The sequence below is a fragment of the Bacillus sp. FAU20 genome, assembly GCF_056033865.1.
Map to the genome: position 1 here is coordinate 300,696 of NZ_JBVYHY010000027.1, position 20,742 is coordinate 321,437.

Consider the following 20,742-nt stretch of genomic DNA (forward strand, 5'->3'; position numbering starts at 1 on the left):
TTATCCCTCAAAGAAATAACTTTCTGCTAATTCACGGACAGTCATTTGTTCTGTTTCATCATTAAGTTTTGCAATTATGCTTCGTTCAATCGCTCGCATAACAGGAATATATACACCTAAATCACATGCGTCGATAATACCACGAATACTTGCTGCTTCTTCACTTACACGTCCATCGCGAGCTAAAGGCATAAGGTCGCTTGCAAATGCAACAAACTTTTCAATTGTTGCAACATCATTTAATTTTGATTCTGCTAATAATAGTTCTTTTAATGTGTCACCTTGAATGTAAGGAACTTCAATAATAACGAAACGGTTTTTTAATGCTTCATTTAGCTCACTTGTTCCAACGTAACCTTCGTTAATCGCAGCAATTACACGGTATTCGTCATCACCGAATACAACCTCTTGTGTAAATGGGTTTGTAATCATTTTACGGTAATCTAATGCGCCGTGAAGTAGCGGTAAAGTTTCAGGTTTTGCCATATTGATTTCGTCAATATATAGGAAGTGACCGTTCTTCATTGCTTTCATAAGAGGACCGTTAACGAATGAAACTTCAGATGCACCATCTTTCGTTTGTAGTGTGTTGTATCCTAAAATACCCTCTACATCTAAGTCGACAGAGCAGTTAATGCTATGCATTGGTTTTTGGAATAAAGAAGAAAGAGTTTCCGCTAGTACTGTTTTACCACTACCAGTCGGTCCTTTTAATAGAATGTTCTTGCCAAGAAGAAGTGCTGTAATTGCATCTTCAATAATGCTATTATCAGACGCTTTATATATTTTCGTTCCGATTAAATGTGCATTTTCACCAGCTTCTTGTTTATTCTTTTCATGAATCGTAGAAAGCTGTTGTTTTAAATCAGCATGTATATGAAATTGTTCTAACATGTATTTCCCACCTAACATTATTTTCATAAAGTAATACATCTTATGATAACTTGTTTTAATATGGTATGCAAAGAAAAGGAAGGAGGATAAAGGGAAAAGAAAAAGCAATCAAGATGAAGTTGATTGCCTACAGTAAAGGAGAAATGAGCCTCATGAAAGACTCCAATATGCGTTTTTTTATACTTCTTTTTTGGAAAGAGTTCCATTTAATTTCAGTTGAATGTTTAAAATCTTCTTCAAAATCACGTTTAATATCGTGAACTGTTTTTGATTCATAAAGTACGCTAATAATTTCGTAATTCAATTCAAAGCTACGTACATCCATGTTCGCTGTTCCAATAGTTGCAATTGTATCATCAACGAGTACAATTTTTGCATGCATAAAACCATCTTTATAACTGTAAATAGAAGCACCAGCTTTTAAAAGCGGAGTGAAATAGGATTGAGATGCTTGATCACTAATGATGCTATCACTTTTACCTGGATATAAAATCCGTACATCTATTCCGGCAATTGCACTTAAGCGTAATAATGTTAAAGTTTCTTGATCTGGAATAAAGTAGGGGGTAGCGATCCAAATGGATTTTTTTGCAGAGCCCATAACAGCTAATAATGTATTACGAATACTTTTATCATCGGAGCTTGGTCCACTTGCTACGATTTGAACAGCACCTTCTGCATTTGAAATCTCTTTACCTGGGAAGTATTGTCTATTCATGAATTGATCCCAGGAATAAGTATTTAAACCACTAGAGGCATAGAGCCAGTCTTCTAGAAAGATTGCTTGTAATTTATATAATGCTTTTCCTTCTATCTTTAAATGACTATCACGCCAAACAGGAAATTTCTTGGAACGGCCAAGATATTCATCACCGACGTTGAGTCCTCCGGTAAAACCAATTTCTCCATCTACAATAACGATTTTTCGATGGTTACGATAATTGACCGTTTCAAGTAACCAAGCTGAAAAAATAGGGTCAAATTCTACTATTTCAATCCCAGCTTCTTTCATAGGTTGCAAAAATCGTCTTCTTAACGTATTACTTCCAAGACCATCATAAAGGAAACGTACAATAACACCATCTTTTGCTTTTTGTATTAAAGCATCTCGAACTTTTGTACCAATTTCATCAGATTTATAAATGTAGTATTGAATATGTATATGATGTTTTGCCTGATCTATAGCTCGCAAAATTTCTGAAAATGTTTGATCTCCGTTTGTTAAAAGTTTTGTAGTTGTTCTATCTGCGACAGGACCGCCTCCAAATTTTTGTATGACTTCTGTTAAATGTATGGAACGTTCATTTAGTGGGACTGTGAGTAATAACTCTAGTCTTCTTCCTTCTAATATTTCACGGAATAATTTTCTTTGTTCTTCTGAACGATGGAGATGTTTTTTTCTTCTCCAGCGGCTGCGCCCGAAAATAGCGTATAAAAGCACACCTATAATAGGAAGAAGTGCTAATACTAAAAACCACGCTAATGTACTTTGTGGAGATCTATTTTCTATAAAAATAACGAATGAAATTCCTACGATTGTGATGGACCATAGGGCACCGACAAATGTATATAACGAAATATACGATGTATTTAATAGGAACAGAACGATAGATACAATTATAAATATTAATAGTAATTGAACGATAGGCTTCTTCATTTCTATATAATTCCCCTAATCTTTTTTCAATATAGACTTCTTAAATAGAAGATGTAATATGACATCTTTATTATAAGGTGTTTTGCTTTTTTTACAAAATATAGACATTTCACCTATACTTTCCGCATTTGTCCTACATACAGTGTACTATCCCATTTTTTATCCCACTCTTAACGCATATGAAAATGAAAAAATCGAAAAGGAGCGGAGAAGCATGAATTATATAGAAAATAATGGATTTTATTATCGAAATCATCATCATGGAGGACACAATCATGGTGGGCACAATCATAACGGCGGACATCATCACTATGATCACCATCATCATCACGGAGGCGGATGGGGCTGGGGTGGTGGTAGTTCATGGGGAGGCGGATTTTTCCCTGGAAGCTTTGCAGGAGGAGTGTTAGGCGGACTGACAGCTGGTGCATTAACAGGTGCAACAAGTGGAGGATATTATCCAGCTCCATATCCAGTAGCTTATCCATCACCATACCCTGTAACGTATCCAATGCCATACCCAGGTTATCAGCAAATACCATATTCGTATTAAACTAAAAAAGAGGCTATCCTCTTTTTTAGTTTAATACGGTATTTATTTATAAAATACTTCCAAAATTAAGGTGAAAATATGTTAATATTTTGTTATTGTAATTCAAAAACATATACATTGATATAGAGTTTTATATTATTATTCGTGAATAGTTATGTAGTATGGTCTAATTTCTATTTCGTTATTAAAAACAAAGAGATCAGATGTGAGTGGTATTAGTTGGAAACAAGGCTTGCATAGAGCCACTTAAAGAGATTGCAGTATAATAAGGCGCGAAATCATTAGGGAGATGAGAAGCTACTAGTTATAATTGGAACGGTATAATATTGCTTTTTATTACAAATAATATTATGTTATTTTAATCGGTCTATTTAAAAAGATAATTTATGTAATGGGCTAGTATTAGAAAATGAAATATCTCTATTTCTATGAAGAGAAACAGGTTGTGTTTTAGTCAGATAGAAGCAAGGAGAGATGCGCATGCTAGAACAGAGAGGTCATGCATTATATGACTCTTCATTGCGAGATTTAAAGTTAGCATTAGATGAGTCTTCAATTGTTGCAATTACAGATCGAAAAGGTCTTATTACATATGTAAATGATAAATTTTGTGAAATCTCTAAATACAAAAGAGAAGAATTAATTGGAAAAGATCACCGTATTTTAAATTCAGGACATCATCCAAAAAACTTTTTTCAAGAATTATGGAAACGTATTTTGAATGGGAAAGTATGGACAGGTGAGATTCGGAATCGAGCAAAAGATGGTACATATTATTGGGTCAAAACAACAATTGTTCCATTTTTAAATGAAAAAGGAGAGCCATACCAGTTTATCGCAATTCGAAATGATATTAGTAGTAGAAAAGAAGCGGAACATAGATTGCGGCTAAGTGAAAGTCGTTATAGGGAACTTGCCTATCATGATGCCTTAACGAGTTTGCCTAACCGTTTACAATTAATAACGACCGTTAATAAATTGATTGCAGATAAAAAAGAATTTGGTATGATTTACTTTGATTTGGATCGTTTTAAATTAGTAAATGATACATTAGGTCATATGATAGGGGATTTACTTTTAAGCGAAGTTGCTTCAAGGTTGCATTATGTACTAGGAGAGAAAGATGTTCTGGCTAGGCTAGGTGGCGACGAATTTGTGCTGTTAACAAAAAATCATAGACAAGATGATATGAGTCAGTTAGCGACATCTGTGTTGTCATGTTTTCAGGCACCATTTATGCTGGAAGGCCATGAAGTATACATTTCAGCTAGTCTAGGACTTTGTTCTTATCCACAAGACGGACAAGATGTGGAAACTTTATTGAAAAACTCTGACTTAGCTATGTATAGTGCAAAAGAACAGGGGAGAAACGCTGCATGTTTCTTTACAGATGAGCTACGTGCGAAAATAAATCGTAGAATGAAAGTTGAGTTTGCTTTGCAAAAGGCAATTCGTGACGAAGAGTTAGATGTAGCATTGCAGCCTATTATTGATTTGAAAACGAAGAGATATTCTGGTATAGAAGCTCTAGTACGTTGTATGACAGAAGACGGACCTATTTCACCAAGCGAATTTATCCCTGTAGCTGAAGAGTCTGGACTTATTATAAAGCTAGGAGACTGGGTATTAGAAAAATCATGTCGCTTGTTTAAAACATTGCCAAATTATCAAGAAGGACTAAAGTTATCTGTGAATTTATCTATACAACAATTAATGCAGAAACGTTTTATTTTGTCCGTACGTAGCATTTTAAAGAGAACTGGTTTTCCTCCGAACCGTTTAATATTAGAAATAACGGAAAGCATTGCAGTCCGCCATTTTGATTATATTATTGCTACATTACAAGAATTAAGAAATATGGGTGTTTTAATTGCTTTGGATGATTTCGGAACTGGCTATTCTTCCTTATATTATTTAAAACAACTACCACTGGATATTGTAAAAATTGATCGTAATTTTATTCGTGAATTTCATTATGATCACGCACAACCAGAACGAACGATTGTAAAATCCGTTATCGAAATTGCTCATAGTTTAAATTTAGCAGTAGTTGCTGAAGGAGTAGAAACAGTAGAGCAAGAGAGTTTGTTACAATCAATGAGCTGTGATTATGTACAGGGATTTTATTATGCGAAACCTTTATCTGTAGGAGAGCTAAAAGAAAAGTTAATTACAGATTTTTAATAAAAAAGAGAAGCCAGCAGCTTCTCTTTATTTAATCCGTTTTTTGTGAGTCTTTCATTAGTACTGGATAGAGAATAAGGCCTAATACGAATAATCCAATTCCTAAGAAGAATGTTTTTAAATCAGCAGTTCCCGTTTTGATAACCCAAATAGAGTATACCAACGCCAATGTAGTAATGATTCCATCTTTTACTCGAGATCCTGGCAGTATATCATACGTTTCTCCTGTAATAACTAATTTTAATTGGTACAAGGTAGAAACAAGGTATGGAATTAAATAGGCTAATGTTGCTACGACGATAGCGAAACTATACGCTTCTGAAACAGTACCAGAAATCGTTGAAAATAAGAAAATTTGCGTCATTACATTTGTAATCAATAATGATTTTGAAGGACTACCTTTTTTATTTGTTTTCCCGAAAAACTTAGGGAAAAGTCCATTTTTTGCTGCCTGGTAAGGTACTTCTGAACTAACAACGATCCAGCCAACTGTAGATCCAAATAAAGATATAAGAGCGAGTAAAGCCATTATATATGCGCCTTTATTTCCAATTGCTAAATTTAATGCGTCTACTAATGGTTTTTGAGACTCTTTTAAAGCATCTTGCGGAAGAGCTCCCATTGTAAGTAAAGTAATTGACATGTAAATAAGAAGAGCGATAATTAATCCGAAAATCGTAGCTTTTTTTACATCGCGCTGTGATTTTGCACGATTAGAAAGCATAACTGCTGATTCAATACCGATAAATGCCCAGAGTGTTGCAATAGCAGCTGAATTGATTTGTCCACCTAATGAGATTGATTGTCCTGCTTCATTCATAAAGGTTTGACCGTCTCCGAAATTAGAAGCATTGAAAATGAATAATGTAATTACAATAAACATTGTAAATCCGATAATTTTTGCAATGGTAGCAAGTAGATTCATATTTCCAGCTCGATCAATATTTTGAGAAAGAATATATTGAATTCCCCACAGCATAAGGCTACATACGAGGAAAGTTAACCCTTTTCCGAGTTCTAGTGAAAATCCGTTTATTGAAAAAAGAATTTGCTTACTTTGTAAAACTGGAAAGAATGTTGATAAATATCCAGCGAAGGAAATAATAACAGATGCTGTTGCAGCCCAGTTAGCAGCCCAATATCCCCATGCCATACTATATCCTGCAACTTTACCAGCTTTTTTTGAAGGAAACATTGCTTGAGCATAGCTTTGTGGTCCAGCTTTTAATTCTGGTTTACGAATCGCTAAATTTCCAAATACAAGTGCAATCATAAATACGCCAAGGCCTGTAATACTCCATGCGAGTGTAGAACCCATTGGACCTGATACTTGTGCTAAATTTGCTGGAAGCATAAATACGCCACCGCCAACCATATTCCCGATAACAAATGCTGTTAAAACCCATAATCCCCATTTTTTCGTTTCCATTTTTGTTAACTCCTTTGTAGTAAGTTTTGCTTAAACATCATTTTTCACTAGCTTTTTGACAATAAAAAAAGAGCCATGTAGATAAAAAAATACCTACATGGCTCTTTCGCCAAAGCGTAGGTACAACGGGAATAACCCTTGTACCTACGCGTAATTTTTCCGCTAGGTTTCAAGGGTTACGTATGATGATGATGTTTTTGTGCAAATGTAACTACAGTTGTTGTATAAGTAAGCATAGTTCTTTGCTCCCTTTCTCCTCTGATTTTGAAGTTAGTATACTACATGTTTTTTTGAATGAAAAGAAAAATATAAAAAATTTTATAAAAATACGTTTTAAAGATTAAATATTTACCTATATTTTTCTTGTAATGGAAAATAAGTGAGAGATTGGCAGAAGAGTGAAGCATGTTATAATACATATAGAATTATAAGGTGACAAGGGGCTATTGTAGATGATGAGTAAGTATGAACAAATTTATACAGAAATCAGTAAATCTATTGATAATAAACAATTAAAAGAGGGATGCAAAATCCCATCAGAAACAGAATTAATGAAGCAGTATGAGGCAAGCCGAGGCACGGTAAGAAAAGCGGTAGATTTACTGCAAGAGCGTGGATATGTACAAAAAATTCACGGAAAAGGTGTGTTTGTTTTAAAGCGAAAAAATATTGAATTTAATTTTGGTGGTATTGTAAGTTTCCAAGAAGAAAATGAACGTTTAGGGCGTCATTGTATTACAGACGTCGTAGAAATGGAGAAAATTGAAGCGACGAAAGACGTAGCAAAGTTATTAAACGTGAAAGAAAAAACAGTGATTGACCATATTAAACGTGTACGAAATATTGATGGAGAAAAAGTAATTTTAGATATAAACCATTTTGTATCGGAATATATTCCAGGCTTAACGAGAGAAATTGCAGCTACATCGATTTATAAATACATTGAGAAAGAGCTTGGGCTACATATTAGTTATTCACAGAGGGTAATTGAAGTACAGCCATGTACAGAGGATGACAGAAAGTATTTAGATTTAAATGGAACAGACTATGTTGTCGTTGTGAAAAACTTTACACATTTGTATGATGGAAGTCAGTTTGAATATACAGAATCACGCCACCGCTTAGATATTTTTCACTTTTCGGATGTGGCACGTAGGAAGTAAAGAGGTGGAACAAAATATTGTTTCATCTCTTTTTTTTATAAAAAAAACACAAACTCGTACATACGAGTGTTGACTAACTTATATATACGAGTTAATATGTAATTGTAAACGGTATCAAAAAAAGAAAAGAGGGACGGGAATATGGGGAAAGACTATCGTAAAACAGCAGAGGAAGTGTTGCAGTATATTGGTGGGAAAGACAATATTGAACAAGCTGCGCACTGTGTGACGAGGCTCCGTATCGCTTTAAAAGATGAAAGTAAAATAGATAATGATAAATTACAGTCTGTTTCATTAGTGAAAGGAGCTTTTCATAACGCTGGGATATTTCAAATTGTAATTGGTCCAGGGGATGTAGATCGAGTATATGCGGAATTGATAACGCTTGCGGGTATGAAAGAATCGACTGTAGCTGACGTAAAAGATTCAGGTAACCAAAAGTTAAATCCAGCTCAAAAGTTTGTAAAAATATTTTCGGATGTATTTATGCCAATATTACCAGCGATCGTAACAGCTGGTTTACTAATGGGTATTAACAACCTATTAGGCGCAAAGGACTTATTTTTTGATGGGAAAAATTTATTAGATGTTTATCCAAACTTAGGCGGGCTTTGGGATTTAATTAATATGATGGCCAATACAGCATTCGTATTCTTACCAGCACTTGTCGGGTGGTCAGCAACGAAGCGTTTTGGTGGTAGTCCAATACTAGGGATTGTTATGGGATTAATGCTTGTGCACCCGGCCTTATTAAACGCTTGGGATTATGGAAAAGCAGCGACTGGTTTAGAGGGGCAAAAGATTGAGTACTTCAATATTCTAGGACTGTTCCAAATTGAGAAGGTAGGATATCAAGGACAAATTTTACCTGTTTTAGTAGCAGCATTTGTATTAAGTAAAGTAGAAATTTTCTTAAAGAAACATGTACCAAATGCAATTCAATTATTAGTTGTACCAATTACAACAATCGTTGTGACAGGTGTGTTAGCATTAGGAATTATCGGTCCAGTTACACGTCATATTGGAGATTTATTAACAGTAGGATTAGTAGGTGTATATGAAACAGTACCAGTAGTTGGAGCAGTATTATTTGGAGCATTATATGCACCGCTTGTAATTACAGGTATGCATCATATGTTTATTGCAATTGATTTACAATTGATTGCACAACATGGCGGTACATTTATTTGGCCGATGATTGCTCTTTCTAACATTGCCCAAGGTAGTGCGGCACTTGCGATGTTCTGGATTTCTAAAAATCAAAATGATAAAAGTATGGCATCAACATCAGCCATTTCAGCATACTTCGGTATTACAGAACCAGCGATGTTTGGTGTGAATTTACGAAATAAGTTCCCGTTTTATGCAGCGATTATAGGGTCTGCTGTGGCAGCGATATTCATTACATTAAATGGTGTATTAGCACCTGCTATCGGAATTGGCGGATTGCCAGCATTTATTTCTATCATTCCGAAATCGATTCCAATGTTTATTGTCGGAATGATTATCGCAGTTGTAATCCCATTTACTTTAACATGGTTATTTGCAAAAAGAGTCAAACAGAAGTAGGAGGAAGTTAAACATGAAGGATTGGCATAAAAGTGTAGTCTATCAAATTTATCCGAAGAGCTTTAATAGTTATTACAATAGGGAAACCGGGGATATAAAAGGGGTTACAGAGAAACTAGATTATTTAAAAGAACTCGGAGTGGATTATATATGGTTAACACCGATATACCAATCACCACAAAATGATAATGGATATGATGTAAGTGATTACTACAGCATTGATCCATCTTACGGAACGATGGAAGAGTTTGAAGAACTTTTAGCAGAAGCGAAAGTACGTAACATTGAGATTATGCTTGATATTGTTGTAAATCATAGTTCGACTGAACATAAGTGGTTTAAAGAAGCGAAGGAAGATAAAAATAGTCCATATCGTAATTACTATATTTGGCGTGATGAAAAAAATAATTGGCAGTCTAAGTTTGGTGGATCTGCTTGGAAATATGATGAGAAGACGGAGCAATATTATTTACATTTATTTGATGAAACACAAGCTGATTTGAATTGGGAAAATGAAAAACTTCGTGAAGAAGTATATGATATGATGCGCTTTTGGCTGGATAAAGGGGTAACGGGATTCCGATTAGATGTCATTAATTTAATTTCAAAAGACCAATGCTTCTTAAACGATGAAGGTAATACTGCGACAAGTGATGGACGCAAGTATTATACAGATGGCCCGCGTGTTCATGAATATTTACAAGAGATGAACCGCAATGTTTTTGCAGGAAAAGATGTAATTACAGTTGGAGAAATGTCTTCTACGACAATTGATAATTGTATTAAATATTCTAATCCTGAGCGCAATGAACTGAGCATGACGTTTAGTTTCCATCATTTAAAAGTAGATTATCCGAATGGTGATAAGTGGAAGAAAGCAGAGTTTGATTTCATTAAATTAAAAGAGATTATGTCTAACTGGCAAATTGAAATGCAAAAGGGCGGAGGATGGAATGCGTTATTTTGGTGTAATCATGACCAGCCTCGCATTGTGTCACGCTTTGGTGATGATGGAAAGTACCGAAACGAATCTGCAAAAATGTTAGCGACAGCTATGCACATGCTGCAAGGAACGCCTTATATTTATCAGGGGGAAGAAATCGGTATGACGAATCCTAAATTTGAGTCCATCGAGCAATATCGTGATGTGGAATCGTTAAATATATACGATATAAAGCTAAAAGAAGGGCTATCAAAAGAAGATATTATCGGGATTTTAAAGCAAAAATCTCGTGACAACTCTCGCACTCCGATGCAGTGGAATGAAGAAATAAATAGCGGGTTTACAACAAGTACACCTTGGATTTCAGCGGCTAAAAATTTTAAAGAAATAAACGTAGAGAAGGCACTAGCCGATAAAGAGTCTGTATTTTATCATTATAAAAAACTAATTGAACTAAGAAAAACATATGATGTTATGACAGAAGGAGAATATGCTATTTTAGATAAGAATCATCCTAAGATTTGGGCATATACACGTACTGTAAATGATGAGATATTACTTGTTATCAATAACTTCTATGGAGAAGAAATAAAGTATTCTGTACCAGCTCATGTTCAATTAGATGGAATGAAACAAGAGGTACTACTGTCGAATTATAAAGATTGCAGCAAGGATATTACAAAACTTAACTTAAGACCATATGAATCAATTGTGTATCGATATACGAAATAAAAAGGTTGTATGCCCGAGCGGCATACAACCTTTTTATTTTAAGACACCACTATACAAAATATTTACATCTACCTCAGGTTTGAATTTTACTTTTGCATAATCTTTATTCCAATTTTTTTTCTTCCATAAGTCAGGGTGATAGGCGATAAGGTGTCTTCCGATACCGAAAGCATCACAGTTAGCTTTTTGTAGCTTGTTAGTTATCTTTTTAGCTTCTTTCGTAAGCTGTTTAGACAATTCTTTATTTAGTTTTTTTCTTTCATCCATTTTATAAAGGTTATCTCTTGGAGCTTCAAGCGCTATCACTTTTAGTTGTAGTTTAATGTGAGCATAAACATTTCCTTTTTTATCTGTCGTTATTTTTAAGTCTCGTTTTAACTTTCGATTGCTAATTTCCATTGTTAAATAATCAGATGTCTTCTCTGATTTCTCGCTAGTAAGCTTTTGGGTTATACGCGCACTTGTTCCCATTTTTCCGGTTAATAATACGAATAAAACCGATTGTTTCAAAGGTAAATGCCCAGTTAATTTATCATTGTTAAATAAAGCTAACCCGTTTGTAATTACTTCTTTTCCTTTTATTTTTATGGAAGGGAGTATAAAGTCTTTACCGGGGTCTAACATTTTTGTAGCAGCTGTTTCTAAAGTTTCTTTTGGAAATACACTCATATCTTCTAAGCTTTTCACTTTTTTCTTTAAAAAATCTCCAATTAATAAATTTCCTACTTTCTTTTTTTCGAGTACCTCGGACGTTTCACCATCTACTGCAATAAGCTTTACTAAAGCAGTTGGATTTGTTGGATCCCGAAAACTGACATCTAAATAGGGTAGTATCCCTTTTTTTAGAATTTTGGTTCCTAGTAATTGAACACCATATTTAAAATAGCGAATATTTCCAGTCACATTTTTTTTTAGGGAATCGCTTGTATCTCTTATGTTATGCCCGGTTGCTGAATGTATTTCATTCTCGAATGAAGATTGTTCTCCGCTTGAACTTTTTACGAGCTCGATTGTTTGCTGGAGTTTATTCTCTTCCGTAATATCAGCTCCAATACTATAAGCTAATCTCGCTTCTCTTAATGGTTCTTGATCCCAACAGCCAGAAAGGAGGGAACTAGTACATAATATAAAAAGTAATTTAACTCTTTTTTGGAACATATTGTTCTCCTTTCTTCTTTCTTATTACTGAATAAAGTAGAAATAAAAGAGGGAGGACAACGATGAAAATATAGGTAAACTTATCAGTGAAAGTTGCAATTACTTTTAATTCTTCAGGTGTATCTATAAATAAGGCTACACTAAAAGCAATTATACCAACGATTGGAACAGCTTTTTTATGATTAGCAAGGTTGAATATGTGTCCAATGCCGATAGAAGCAGCACAATAATAACTAGCAATAGAGGCAGCGACAGTTATCATCCAAATTGGTATGAAGATTAGGTCCGTTCGGTCTATAATTCCAATATGCAAGGAGCGTAATAAGTAAGCAACTGGCTCTGGAATAAGCTCAACTTGTTTTGGACTAAATACGATAAAGCAAATCCAAACGGTAAAAGTATAAAAAAGTGTTACAAATCCATTAGCGATAGAAATGGCCTTCAGTTTTGCCACAGAACTCCCGTTTACTTTTGGAAAGGCAATAAGAATAATTTCAAAACCATACATGGCTGTAATTGTTTCTTTCGATGCTTGAATAATATTCCACCACCCAGCCTCTGTAAGTGGGAAAATATAAGAAAAATCAGCTCGGGAAAACCCTAGGGCAATTAAAAGGGCCATTGGAATAATGAGAATAGAGGCCATGACATAAAATCGTACGATGACTTTAAATGTATTATAAGCGACATAACAACAAGCTACTGTACATAATATGAGAATTGCAGACCACGGAGTTGCTTGTAAAACCCATACTTTAATGACATTACAAGCATTTAACATAACCGTCATACCGATAAGTGTAAAATAAAAAACATAAGCAAAACCTAATAGTTTTCCAAACTTATTACCAAATAGCATACAAACACTTTCATACATATTTGCATCAGGAAATCGTTTTAAGAAAAGCCACATAAGTAAAATAATAAGTTGAATTGCCAGACCAGCGATAAGAGCAGAAATCCATCCACCACCTTTTGCTATTAGGTGAAGACGGTTCGGTAGAGAAAGTATGCCCACTCCGATTTGGCATTGAATAACGAAAAAGGTAAATTGAACTAGTGAAATTTTACTTTGCGTGTTTGTCACCGTCCTCATCCTCTCTCGTTACATGTTGGCGTTGCATTTTTTTCGGCTTTGGATCATGTGGTCTTTCCCAAAATGACCAAATTGGTAGTCTTACGAAAGAATCTTTCATATCTTTTATCCGCATCGGGGCAACAGGAGAAAGATATGGTGTATGAAATGAATGTAGCTGACATAAATGAACAAAAGTTATAATGAGACCGAATGATATTCCTAAATATCCGAATATAGCAGCAAGAAGCATTAATGGAAAACGAAGAATGCGAACTGCTGAGCTCATATCATTTGATGGAACGAGAAAAGATGAAATTGCAGTTAAAGCTACAACGATAATCATTGTGTAAGAAACAAGCCCAGCCTTTACAATTGCATCACCAATTACTAAACCACCTACAATACCGATTGTTTGTCCCACTCGGCTCGGCAAGCGAATACCAGCTTCGCGTAACAATTCAAAGATTAATTCCATTAAGAGAGCTTCAAAAATAGGAGGAAGCGGTACTTTCTCTAATGAAGCTTTAATTGTATACACAAGTTCGAGCGGTAACACATCAGGATGAAAAGCGACAGTTGCAATATATAAAGCTGGCAAGAGAAAGGCAATTAAAAAACTTACTAAGCGAATCATTCGGACGAAAGAACCTACAATCCAGCGGTTATTATAATCATCTGGTGATTGATAAAAAGCGAATAACGTAACAGGTACGATGAGCGCTGTTGGGTCCCCATCAGATAAAATTGCAACCCGTCCTTCCATTAAATTAGCAGCGGTCCTATCTGGACGCTCTGTATTTAATTGCTGCGGAAATGGCGAGAAGGACGTATCCTCTATGAATTCTTGTATGTATCCTGGAGGCATAAGTGCATCTGTCTTAATTTTTTCTAACCTTCTTTTCACTTCGGCAACTAGATCGTCATTGGCTATATTTTGCATATAAGCAATTGCCACTTTCGTGTGCATCTCTTCACCGATTGTAAAGTACTTAACAACTAAATTTGGACTCTTAATGAGTTTGCGAATAGAGGTTAAATTCGTTGCTAGATCCTCTACAAAACCAGTATGTGGACCGCGCACAATTCCTTCATTATCAGGCTCTGCTATATCTCTCTTTAAAGATAAAGCTGTTTCGAAAATACAAAAACTATTGACATGTTCATGAAAATATAAGGATTTACCTTGTAATAAAACCTGTACTCCATAATTTAAATTCGTTTCTTTTTTCATATTTAATGTGGAAAAGGCTTTATCTAAGGACAGATCCGATCGAGTTAATAATGGTTCAAGAGCTAATTGATGAATTAAATTTGGATCTGCTAAAGATTCAATATATAAGATTGTTCCTTTTCCGTTTTGAAAAGGGAGATCTAATTTTTTTATATCATCAGAATGAGAAAGTTTATTTTCAATGTAATTAATGTTCTCCGGAAGTGATGGAAACATATGCTTTTGTTTTTTACTCTCTTGTTGTTCTTTTTTCTCTGTCATACTTTCCACCTCTTTTAGAATAAAATTACTTCTGTTAATTTTTGCTTTTTGTGAGAAATTTATGCTTAGATTATTTTTTTAAGAAGAGAATTGAAAGTTACGTTACATTGTCTTTTGTGCATTATTCAATTTCATAGCAGTACTTCTCACGTTTGTGTCGAATTAAGAAGATATATAGGAGGGATATATATGGAAATAGCTGTAGAACGTGTTTTTACAAAGGAAATTTTAGCAAGAGCGGCAAGGGAATTTCATGTAACAGTAGAAGAAAAGCCACTTGGAGATTTTGAAAATTATATTTTTAAGGCAAAGGGTGATAATGATGAAGATTACGTATTACGTTTAACACATTCTTCTCATCGCTCTAAACAAGAGGTAGAGGCTGAACTAGATTTTTTACGATATGTTGCAGAGAATGGGGCAAAGGTAGCAGGACCTCTTGATTCAACGTCTCGAAATCTCGTAGAAGAAATCGTAGCAGAGGATGGAACGTTCTTTTTCGCGTCTTTATTTACATATGCAAAAGGCGAGCAAGTAAAAGGGGAAGGATCACCTTATTGGGGAGATGCTTATTTTGAAGCATGGGGAAAAGCGATTGGACAACTGCATCGCCTAACAATGAACTATCCTAAAACGAATCATCGTGATACGTGGGAAGAAGACGAAAGTGGGATTATTAATGAATTAGAAGATGATCAAGTGAAAAAGATTGCAGCGGTATTAATGGATGAAATTAAGGCTCTTCCAGTTGAAAGAGAAACGTTCGGTCTTATGCACGGTGATATTCATCCAGGTAATTTTCATTATGATGGTAAAGAGCTAACAATCTTTGATTTTGATGATGCGGCTTATAATTACTTTATACATGATTTAGCGATGGTTCTATACTACTCTGTTCTATTTACACCGTGGACAGCAGAAGAGAAAACAGATTTTGCTCGTAAACAGTTACAAGTGTTACGAAAAGGATATGAGTATGAGCACAGGCTGGCGGATAGTTGGTATGAATCGTTACCACTATTTTTACGTTTACGTGACATAGGTCTATACGGTACACTCCAAAAGAAGTTTAAGGGGAAAGATATGCCAGATAACTTCCAAAAATTATCTGAAGAGTTATATGAAAGAATTATAAGCGAAGAAGCAATTGTGAATATATAATACATTTTGTTCAAAACAAAGTATACAAAATAAATGTATACTTTGTTTTTTTATACAAAAATATGTTTGTTTTATTAAAATAATATTGTCCTAGATTCGGTATGTACTTATAATTTTATATATATTCTGAATATTCTTTATAAAGAAGGAGGGGGAATGTTGGAAACTTTCGTAAATTGGTTAAATAATATTGTTTGGAGTCCAGCACTTGTTTATTTATGTTTAGGAGTAGGTTTATATTTTTCCATTCGAACAAAGTTTTTACAAGTAAGACACGTAGGAGAAATGGTGAAGCTGACATTTCAAGGAGAAAAATCAGAGGCTGGTGTTTCTTCATTTCAGGCGTTAGCACTTTCTTTATCAGGGCGCGTTGGGACAGGGAATATCGCTGGGGTAGCAACAGCGGTTGCATTTGGTGGACCAGGGGCTGTATTTTGGATGTGGGCAGTAGCCTTCTTAGGAGCAGGTTCTGCTTATGTAGAATCGACATTAGCGCAAATATATAAGACGAAACATCAAGGACAGTTCCGAGGTGGTCCTGCTTATTACATCGAAAAAGGTTTAGGAGTTAAATGGTATGCTTTAGTGTTCGTTGCAGCGACAATTCTTGCAACAGGACTTTTATTACCGGGTGTACAAGCAAATAGTATTGCTGTAAGTTTAGAAACGGCTTTTGGTATTAATACTACCGTATCAGGGGCTATATTAGTTGTCGTATTAGCTCTTATTATTTTCGGTGGAGTGAAGCGAATTGTTAACGTAGCGCAAGTTGTCGTACCGTTTATGGCAATAGGCTATATTTTAGTAGCTTGCGTCATTGTTGCTATGAATATTGAAAAATTGCCAGAAGCATTTATGTTAATTATAAGAAGTGCATTTGCATTAGAAGCTGCTTTCGGTGGTATTATCGGTTTAGCAATTTCTTGGGGAGTAAAACGTGGTATTTATTCCAATGAAGCAGGGCAAGGAACTGGACCACATGCAGCAGCAGCAGCTGAAGTATCACATCCAGCTAAGCAAGGTTTAGTGCAAGCATTTTCCGTTTACATTGATACATTATTTGTTTGTTCAGCAACAGCATTTATGATGATTATTACAGGCATGTATAACGTATTTGATGCAAGCGGAAAAAACTTTATCGTTAATAAATTAAATGGTGCTCAGCCAGGACCAGGATATACACAGGCGGCGGTAGAATCTGTTTTCCCTGGATTTGGAAACGGTTTCGTTGCAATCTCGTTATTATTCTTCGCGTTTACAACAATTATGGCGTATTACTACATTGCAGAAACGAATATTGCGTACTTAAATCGAGATAAAGATCGTCCTTGGTTGTCTATGGTACTAAAATTTGTTTTTTTAGGAGCTGTATTCTACGGCTGTATTAAAACAGCAGCAACGGCGTGGGCTTTAGGTGATATCGGTGTAGGAATTATGGCATGGGTAAATATCATTGCGATTTTACTATTACAAAAACCTGCATTAGTCGCATTAAAGGATTATGAAAAACAGAAAAAAGAAGGAAAAGATCCAGTATTCGATCCGCAGCCATTAGGAATTAAAAATGCTGATTTTTGGGAGCATGAATACGGGAAAGATAAGAAAGAAGAAGTATCTTAACAGAATAGAAATGAAGAAGCAAAGGGGAAACTCTTTGCTTTTTTTTATGGACAAATTGAAGCTAAAAGTTATTTTTGGGACTATTTTTGAATATAAAAAGAATGTACATGCATTGTTAGGGGAAGGGGGAGTATGTTGATAGAATTTCGTAATGTAAATAAATATTATGGTAACTTTCAAGTTTTGAAAAATATTAATGTGCAAGTGAAAAAAGGCGAAGTGGTAGTAGTTGTCGGGCCTTCAGGATCAGGAAAAAGTACGTTGCTTCGGTGTATAAATCAATTAGAGCCAATTACAGATGGAGAATTAATTGTACAAAATACAGAGGTACACAATAAAAAAACGGACATGAATGAATTGCGGCGAAATATTGGGATGGTCTTTCAACATTTTTATTTATATCCACATAAAACGGTTCTTCAAAATATTACATTAGCACCGATTAAAGTAAATAAAGTTTCCAAAGAAGAAGCAGAGAAAACAGCAATGTTTTATTTAGAGAAAGTAGGAATTCCAGAGAAGGCTAACGTATATCCACATCAATTATCCGGAGGACAACAGCAACGGGTGGCAATTGCTAGAGGACTTGCAATGCAGCCGGAAATTATGCTATTCGATGAGCCTACGTCTGCTCTTGATCCAGAGATGATTGGAGAGGTACTTGATGTTATGAAAGCACTGGCTAAAGAAGGGATGACAATGGTTGTTGTCACGCATGAGATGGGATTTGCGCGAGAAGTAGCGGATCGGATTTTATTTATGGATGATGGCAAAATCATTGAGGATACAACACCGGCGCAATTCTTTGCGAGTCCTGAACAAGAAAGAGCGCGTCTATTTTTAAGCCGAGTGTTAAACCATTAAAGGAGGAGTTTTATGCTTAAAATGAAAAAGTTGTTTATGTTAATCATATTCTCGTGTTTATTCGTACTTGTCGTTGCTGGGTGTGGAAGTAAAAAAGATGAGGCGAAGGAAACAAATACGAAGCAAGGCAGGGCTGTTGAACAAATTAAGAAACGAGGGAAATTAGTAGTCGGGGTAAAGAATGATACGAATTTATTTGGATTAAAAAATCCTTCAACAGGGCAGGTAGAAGGATTCGATGTTGATGTCGCGAAGGCACTTGCGAAAAAGATTCTTGGAGATGAAAAGAAGCTAGAGCTGAAAGAAGTAACGTCTAAAACACGTATTCCAATGCTGAAAAATGGTGATATTGATGCAATTATTGCAACAATGACAATTACGGAAGAACGCAAAAAAGAAGTGGATTTTTCAGATGTATATTTTAAAGCAGGACAATCGTTACTTGTGAAAAAAGGAAGCAATATTAAGAGCGTTGATGATATAAAACAAGGCGTTAAAGTATTAGCTGTAAAAGGATCAACATCTACAAATAACATTCGTCAAAAGTCACCAGAAGCGACTGTATTAGAGTTTGAAAATTATAGTGAGGCATTTACAGCGTTAAAGGCAGGTAAAGGTGATGTGTTGACGACAGATAATGCGATCCTTTACGGAATGGCAAAACAAGATTCTAATTATGAAGTAGTAGGAAAAATTTTTACAGATGAACCATACGGAATTGCAGTGAAAAAAGGGGCAGATGATTTAACGAAAGAGATTAATACTTTAATTAAAGACATGAAAGCAAGCGGGGAGTATGACAAATTATATGAGAAGTGGATTGGACAAAAACCAGAAAAGTAGATAGTAAAAGTGAGAGGATGAGAGTACTCATCCTCTTCTTGTAAAGAAAGAGGGGAGAATATGTGCCTGATTTTTCTATATTAACGAATAACATTGATATGTATTTAGAAGGATTTAAATATACAGTTATGTCTAGTGTAATTGCATTGATAGGCAGTTTTATTTTAGGAGTAATTTTGGCAGTAATGCGTATTGCACCTATTCGTATTTTAAATTGGATAGGATCAGCTTTTGTGGAGTTTGTAAGAAATATTCCACTCGTATTAATTGCATTTATATTCTATTTTGCTTTACCTGTAATAGGAATTACTTTAAATGGTTTTGTAGCAGGAACAGTTACGCTTACGGTATATACGGCAGCTTTTATTGCGGAAGTAATTCGCGCTGGTATTTTATCAGTTGCGAAAGGGCAAATGGAAGCTGCCCGCTCTTCAGGGCTAACGTATGTGCAGGCGATGTATTATGTTGTCTTACCCCAAGCTGTGAAAATTGTAATTCCCCCTTTAGGAAACCAGTTTCTCAATTTAGTTAAAAACTCTTCAATACTTGGAATCATTGCTGGTGCTGATTTAATGTATCAAGGAGATTTAATTTCAACGAAGACGTTTGTTACGTTTGATGTTTATATATTTGTCGGGATGTTTTATTTAATATTAACAATTCCGCTCAGTATGCTAGTGCGTTATTTAGAAAAACGCTTGGCAAAGGAGGCGGTGTAAATGGATTTCAAGGGAGCAATTACAGGAGATCATATTCTATTTTTATTAAAAGGGTTACTTATAACATTAGAGGTAGCGCTCATAGCAATTGTACTTAGTTTTATTATTGGAAGTGTAATCGGTATATTGCGCTACACGAAAATACCTGTCGTCTCACAAGTATTAGGAGTTATAGTTGAACTGATTCGAAACTTACCACTACTGTTAATTATATTTTTCACGTATTTTGCACTTCCAGAAGCAGGCTTGAAATTAGAAATTATAACAGCTGCAATTGTTGCTTTAACAATATTTGAGGCAGCAATGATATCTGAAATTGTTAGAAGTGGTTTATTGTCTATTGAAAAAGGGCAGGTTGAAGCCGCACGATCTTCGGGATTAACTTATGTGCAAGCGCTTTGGCATATTATTTTGCCACAAGCATTAAGGAGAATGGTTCCGCCGCTTGTCAGTCAATTTATTTCATTGCTGAAGGATACGTCGCTAGCGGTTGTTATATCACTCCCTGAGCTTATGCATAATGCTCAAATTATTAGCGGGCAAAATGTGAATTACATGATTCCAACATTTATATTAGTAGCTTGTATGTACTTTATCGTAAATTATAGTTTATCAATTTTATCGAGAAGATTAGAACTTCGTTGACTCTTACAATATATGTAAGGGTTTTTTCCTTGTTTCTC

General features: G+C 35.1%; 16 protein-coding genes and 1 pseudogene. 11 read left to right on the top strand and 6 right to left on the bottom strand.

The window, feature by feature from the left end:
• Together AC0OM3_RS27185 and AC0OM3_RS27190 are read right to left on the bottom strand one after the other, a co-directional pair.
• Nucleotides 1–894 carry an ATP-binding protein gene (locus AC0OM3_RS27185; RefSeq protein ID WP_000892970.1) on the bottom strand — a complete coding sequence of 298 codons (894 nt, stop codon included), beginning with the start codon at nt 892–894 and terminating at the stop codon, nt 1–3.
• Between the two features lie 127 nt (nt 895–1,021).
• Nucleotides 1,022–2,551 (bottom strand): cardiolipin synthase, encoded by a 1,530-nt coding sequence (locus AC0OM3_RS27190; RefSeq protein WP_061883774.1) that lies wholly within the window; start codon nt 2,549–2,551, stop codon nt 1,022–1,024.
• 214 nt (nt 2,552–2,765) lie between these two features.
• Here AC0OM3_RS27190 and AC0OM3_RS27195 point away from each other — a divergent pair, with 214 nt between their 5' ends.
• Together AC0OM3_RS27195 and AC0OM3_RS27200 are read left to right on the top strand one after the other, a co-directional pair.
• The gene (locus AC0OM3_RS27195; RefSeq protein WP_001106370.1) at nt 2,766–3,104 is read left to right on the top strand and encodes a hypothetical protein; all 339 of its coding nucleotides are present in this window, start codon (nt 2,766–2,768) and stop codon (nt 3,102–3,104) included.
• Nucleotides 3,105–3,584: 480 nt separating this feature from the next.
• Nucleotides 3,585–5,288, top strand: coding sequence for a putative bifunctional diguanylate cyclase/phosphodiesterase (locus tag AC0OM3_RS27200; RefSeq protein ID WP_000893344.1), 1,704 nt, complete (start codon nt 3,585–3,587; stop codon nt 5,286–5,288).
• Between the two features lie 31 nt (nt 5,289–5,319).
• Here the strand turns inward: AC0OM3_RS27200 and AC0OM3_RS27205 are convergent, their stop codons facing one another.
• Nucleotides 5,320–6,717 carry an amino acid permease gene (locus AC0OM3_RS27205; protein ID WP_000448449.1) on the bottom strand — a complete coding sequence of 466 codons (1,398 nt, stop codon included), beginning with the start codon at nt 6,715–6,717 and terminating at the stop codon, nt 5,320–5,322.
• A gap of 452 nt (nt 6,718–7,169) precedes the next feature.
• Here AC0OM3_RS27205 and treR point away from each other — a divergent pair, with 452 nt between their 5' ends.
• The 3 genes from treR (at nt 7,170) to treC (ending at nt 11,124) form a co-directional block, all read left to right on the top strand.
• Complete coding sequence (treR, locus tag AC0OM3_RS27210) at nt 7,170–7,880, top strand: trehalose operon repressor (RefSeq protein WP_000987236.1); 711 nt, start codon at nt 7,170–7,172, stop codon at nt 7,878–7,880.
• A gap of 141 nt (nt 7,881–8,021) precedes the next feature.
• A complete protein-coding gene (gene treP / locus AC0OM3_RS27215; RefSeq protein ID WP_000513935.1) occupies nt 8,022–9,449 on the top strand; it encodes a PTS system trehalose-specific EIIBC component in 1,428 nt (475 codons plus the stop codon).
• Between the two features lie 13 nt (nt 9,450–9,462).
• Nucleotides 9,463–11,124, top strand: coding sequence for an alpha,alpha-phosphotrehalase (treC, locus tag AC0OM3_RS27220; protein WP_000656138.1), 1,662 nt, complete (start codon nt 9,463–9,465; stop codon nt 11,122–11,124).
• A 33-nt stretch (nt 11,125–11,157) separates the two neighbouring features.
• On the opposite strand, the gene gerKC is transcribed toward treC, so the two are convergent.
• The 3 genes from gerKC to gerKA are packed head-to-tail and all read right to left on the bottom strand — an operon-like array spanning nt 11,158 to nt 14,852.
• On the bottom strand, nt 11,158–12,282 hold the full coding sequence (gerKC, locus tag AC0OM3_RS27225; protein WP_000486845.1) for a spore germination protein GerKC: 1,125 nt from the start codon (nt 12,280–12,282) through the stop codon (nt 11,158–11,160).
• Nucleotides 12,263–13,369: a GerAB/ArcD/ProY family transporter gene (locus AC0OM3_RS27230; RefSeq protein WP_000185767.1), complete on the bottom strand. Its 1,107-nt coding sequence runs from the start codon at nt 13,367–13,369 to the stop codon at nt 12,263–12,265. Before AC0OM3_RS27230 ends, gerKC begins: the two co-directional genes overlap by 20 nt.
• Nucleotides 13,350–14,852, bottom strand: a complete 1,503-nt coding sequence (gene gerKA, locus AC0OM3_RS27235) for a spore germination protein GerKA (RefSeq protein ID WP_000136664.1) — start codon at nt 14,850–14,852, stop codon at nt 13,350–13,352. Before gerKA ends, AC0OM3_RS27230 begins: the two co-directional genes overlap by 20 nt.
• A 189-nt stretch (nt 14,853–15,041) precedes the next feature.
• Between gerKA and AC0OM3_RS27240 the strand changes: the two genes are divergently transcribed.
• The 6 genes and pseudogenes from AC0OM3_RS27240 to AC0OM3_RS27265 all read left to right on the top strand — a co-directional run bounded on the left by AC0OM3_RS27240 (nt 15,042) and on the right by AC0OM3_RS27265 (nt 20,704).
• On the top strand, nt 15,042–16,013 hold the full coding sequence (locus tag AC0OM3_RS27240; protein WP_000401633.1) for a phosphotransferase enzyme family protein: 972 nt from the start codon (nt 15,042–15,044) through the stop codon (nt 16,011–16,013).
• Between the two features lie 159 nt (nt 16,014–16,172).
• Entirely contained in the window at nt 16,173–17,633 is a 1,461-nt protein-coding gene (locus tag AC0OM3_RS27245; RefSeq protein ID WP_000447398.1) for an alanine/glycine:cation symporter family protein, read from the top strand.
• Nucleotides 17,578–18,497 (top strand): annotated as a pseudogene (locus tag AC0OM3_RS27250) (amino acid ABC transporter ATP-binding protein). Before AC0OM3_RS27245 ends, AC0OM3_RS27250 begins: the two are co-directional and overlap by 56 nt.
• Before the next feature lie 12 nt (nt 18,498–18,509).
• On the top strand, nt 18,510–19,340 hold the full coding sequence (glnH, locus tag AC0OM3_RS27255) for a glutamine ABC transporter substrate-binding protein GlnH (protein WP_474213270.1): 831 nt from the start codon (nt 18,510–18,512) through the stop codon (nt 19,338–19,340).
• 62 nt (nt 19,341–19,402) lie between these two features.
• On the top strand, nt 19,403–20,059 hold the full coding sequence (locus AC0OM3_RS27260) for an amino acid ABC transporter permease (protein WP_001112667.1): 657 nt from the start codon (nt 19,403–19,405) through the stop codon (nt 20,057–20,059).
• Nucleotides 20,060–20,704, top strand: a complete 645-nt coding sequence (locus tag AC0OM3_RS27265; protein WP_000345957.1) for an amino acid ABC transporter permease — start codon at nt 20,060–20,062, stop codon at nt 20,702–20,704.
• Nucleotides 20,705–20,742: the final 38 nt, after the last annotated feature.

What these genes read in the sequence shown, in the direction of transcription:
- AC0OM3_RS27265 (WP_000345957.1), top strand. Translation starts at nt 20,060, where the DNA reads ATGGATTTCAAGGGAGCAATTACAGGAGATCATATTCTATTTTTATTA.
- AC0OM3_RS27195 (WP_001106370.1), top strand. Translation starts at nt 2,766, where the DNA reads ATGAATTATATAGAAAATAATGGATTTTATTATCGAAATCATCATCAT.
- glnH (WP_474213270.1), top strand. Translation starts at nt 18,510, where the DNA reads ATGCTTAAAATGAAAAAGTTGTTTATGTTAATCATATTCTCGTGTTTA.
- AC0OM3_RS27200 (WP_000893344.1), top strand. Translation starts at nt 3,585, where the DNA reads ATGCTAGAACAGAGAGGTCATGCATTATATGACTCTTCATTGCGAGAT.
- AC0OM3_RS27240 (WP_000401633.1), top strand. Translation starts at nt 15,042, where the DNA reads ATGGAAATAGCTGTAGAACGTGTTTTTACAAAGGAAATTTTAGCAAGA.
- treR (WP_000987236.1), top strand. Translation starts at nt 7,170, where the DNA reads ATGATGAGTAAGTATGAACAAATTTATACAGAAATCAGTAAATCTATT.
- AC0OM3_RS27185 (WP_000892970.1), bottom strand. Translation starts at nt 894, where the DNA reads ATGTTAGAACAATTTCATATACATGCTGATTTAAAACAACAGCTTTCT.
- treC (WP_000656138.1), top strand. Translation starts at nt 9,463, where the DNA reads ATGAAGGATTGGCATAAAAGTGTAGTCTATCAAATTTATCCGAAGAGC.
- gerKA (WP_000136664.1), bottom strand. Translation starts at nt 14,852, where the DNA reads ATGACAGAGAAAAAAGAACAACAAGAGAGTAAAAAACAAAAGCATATG.
- treP (WP_000513935.1), top strand. Translation starts at nt 8,022, where the DNA reads ATGGGGAAAGACTATCGTAAAACAGCAGAGGAAGTGTTGCAGTATATT.
- AC0OM3_RS27205 (WP_000448449.1), bottom strand. Translation starts at nt 6,717, where the DNA reads ATGGAAACGAAAAAATGGGGATTATGGGTTTTAACAGCATTTGTTATC.
- AC0OM3_RS27190 (WP_061883774.1), bottom strand. Translation starts at nt 2,551, where the DNA reads ATGAAGAAGCCTATCGTTCAATTACTATTAATATTTATAATTGTATCT.
- gerKC (WP_000486845.1), bottom strand. Translation starts at nt 12,282, where the DNA reads ATGTTCCAAAAAAGAGTTAAATTACTTTTTATATTATGTACTAGTTCC.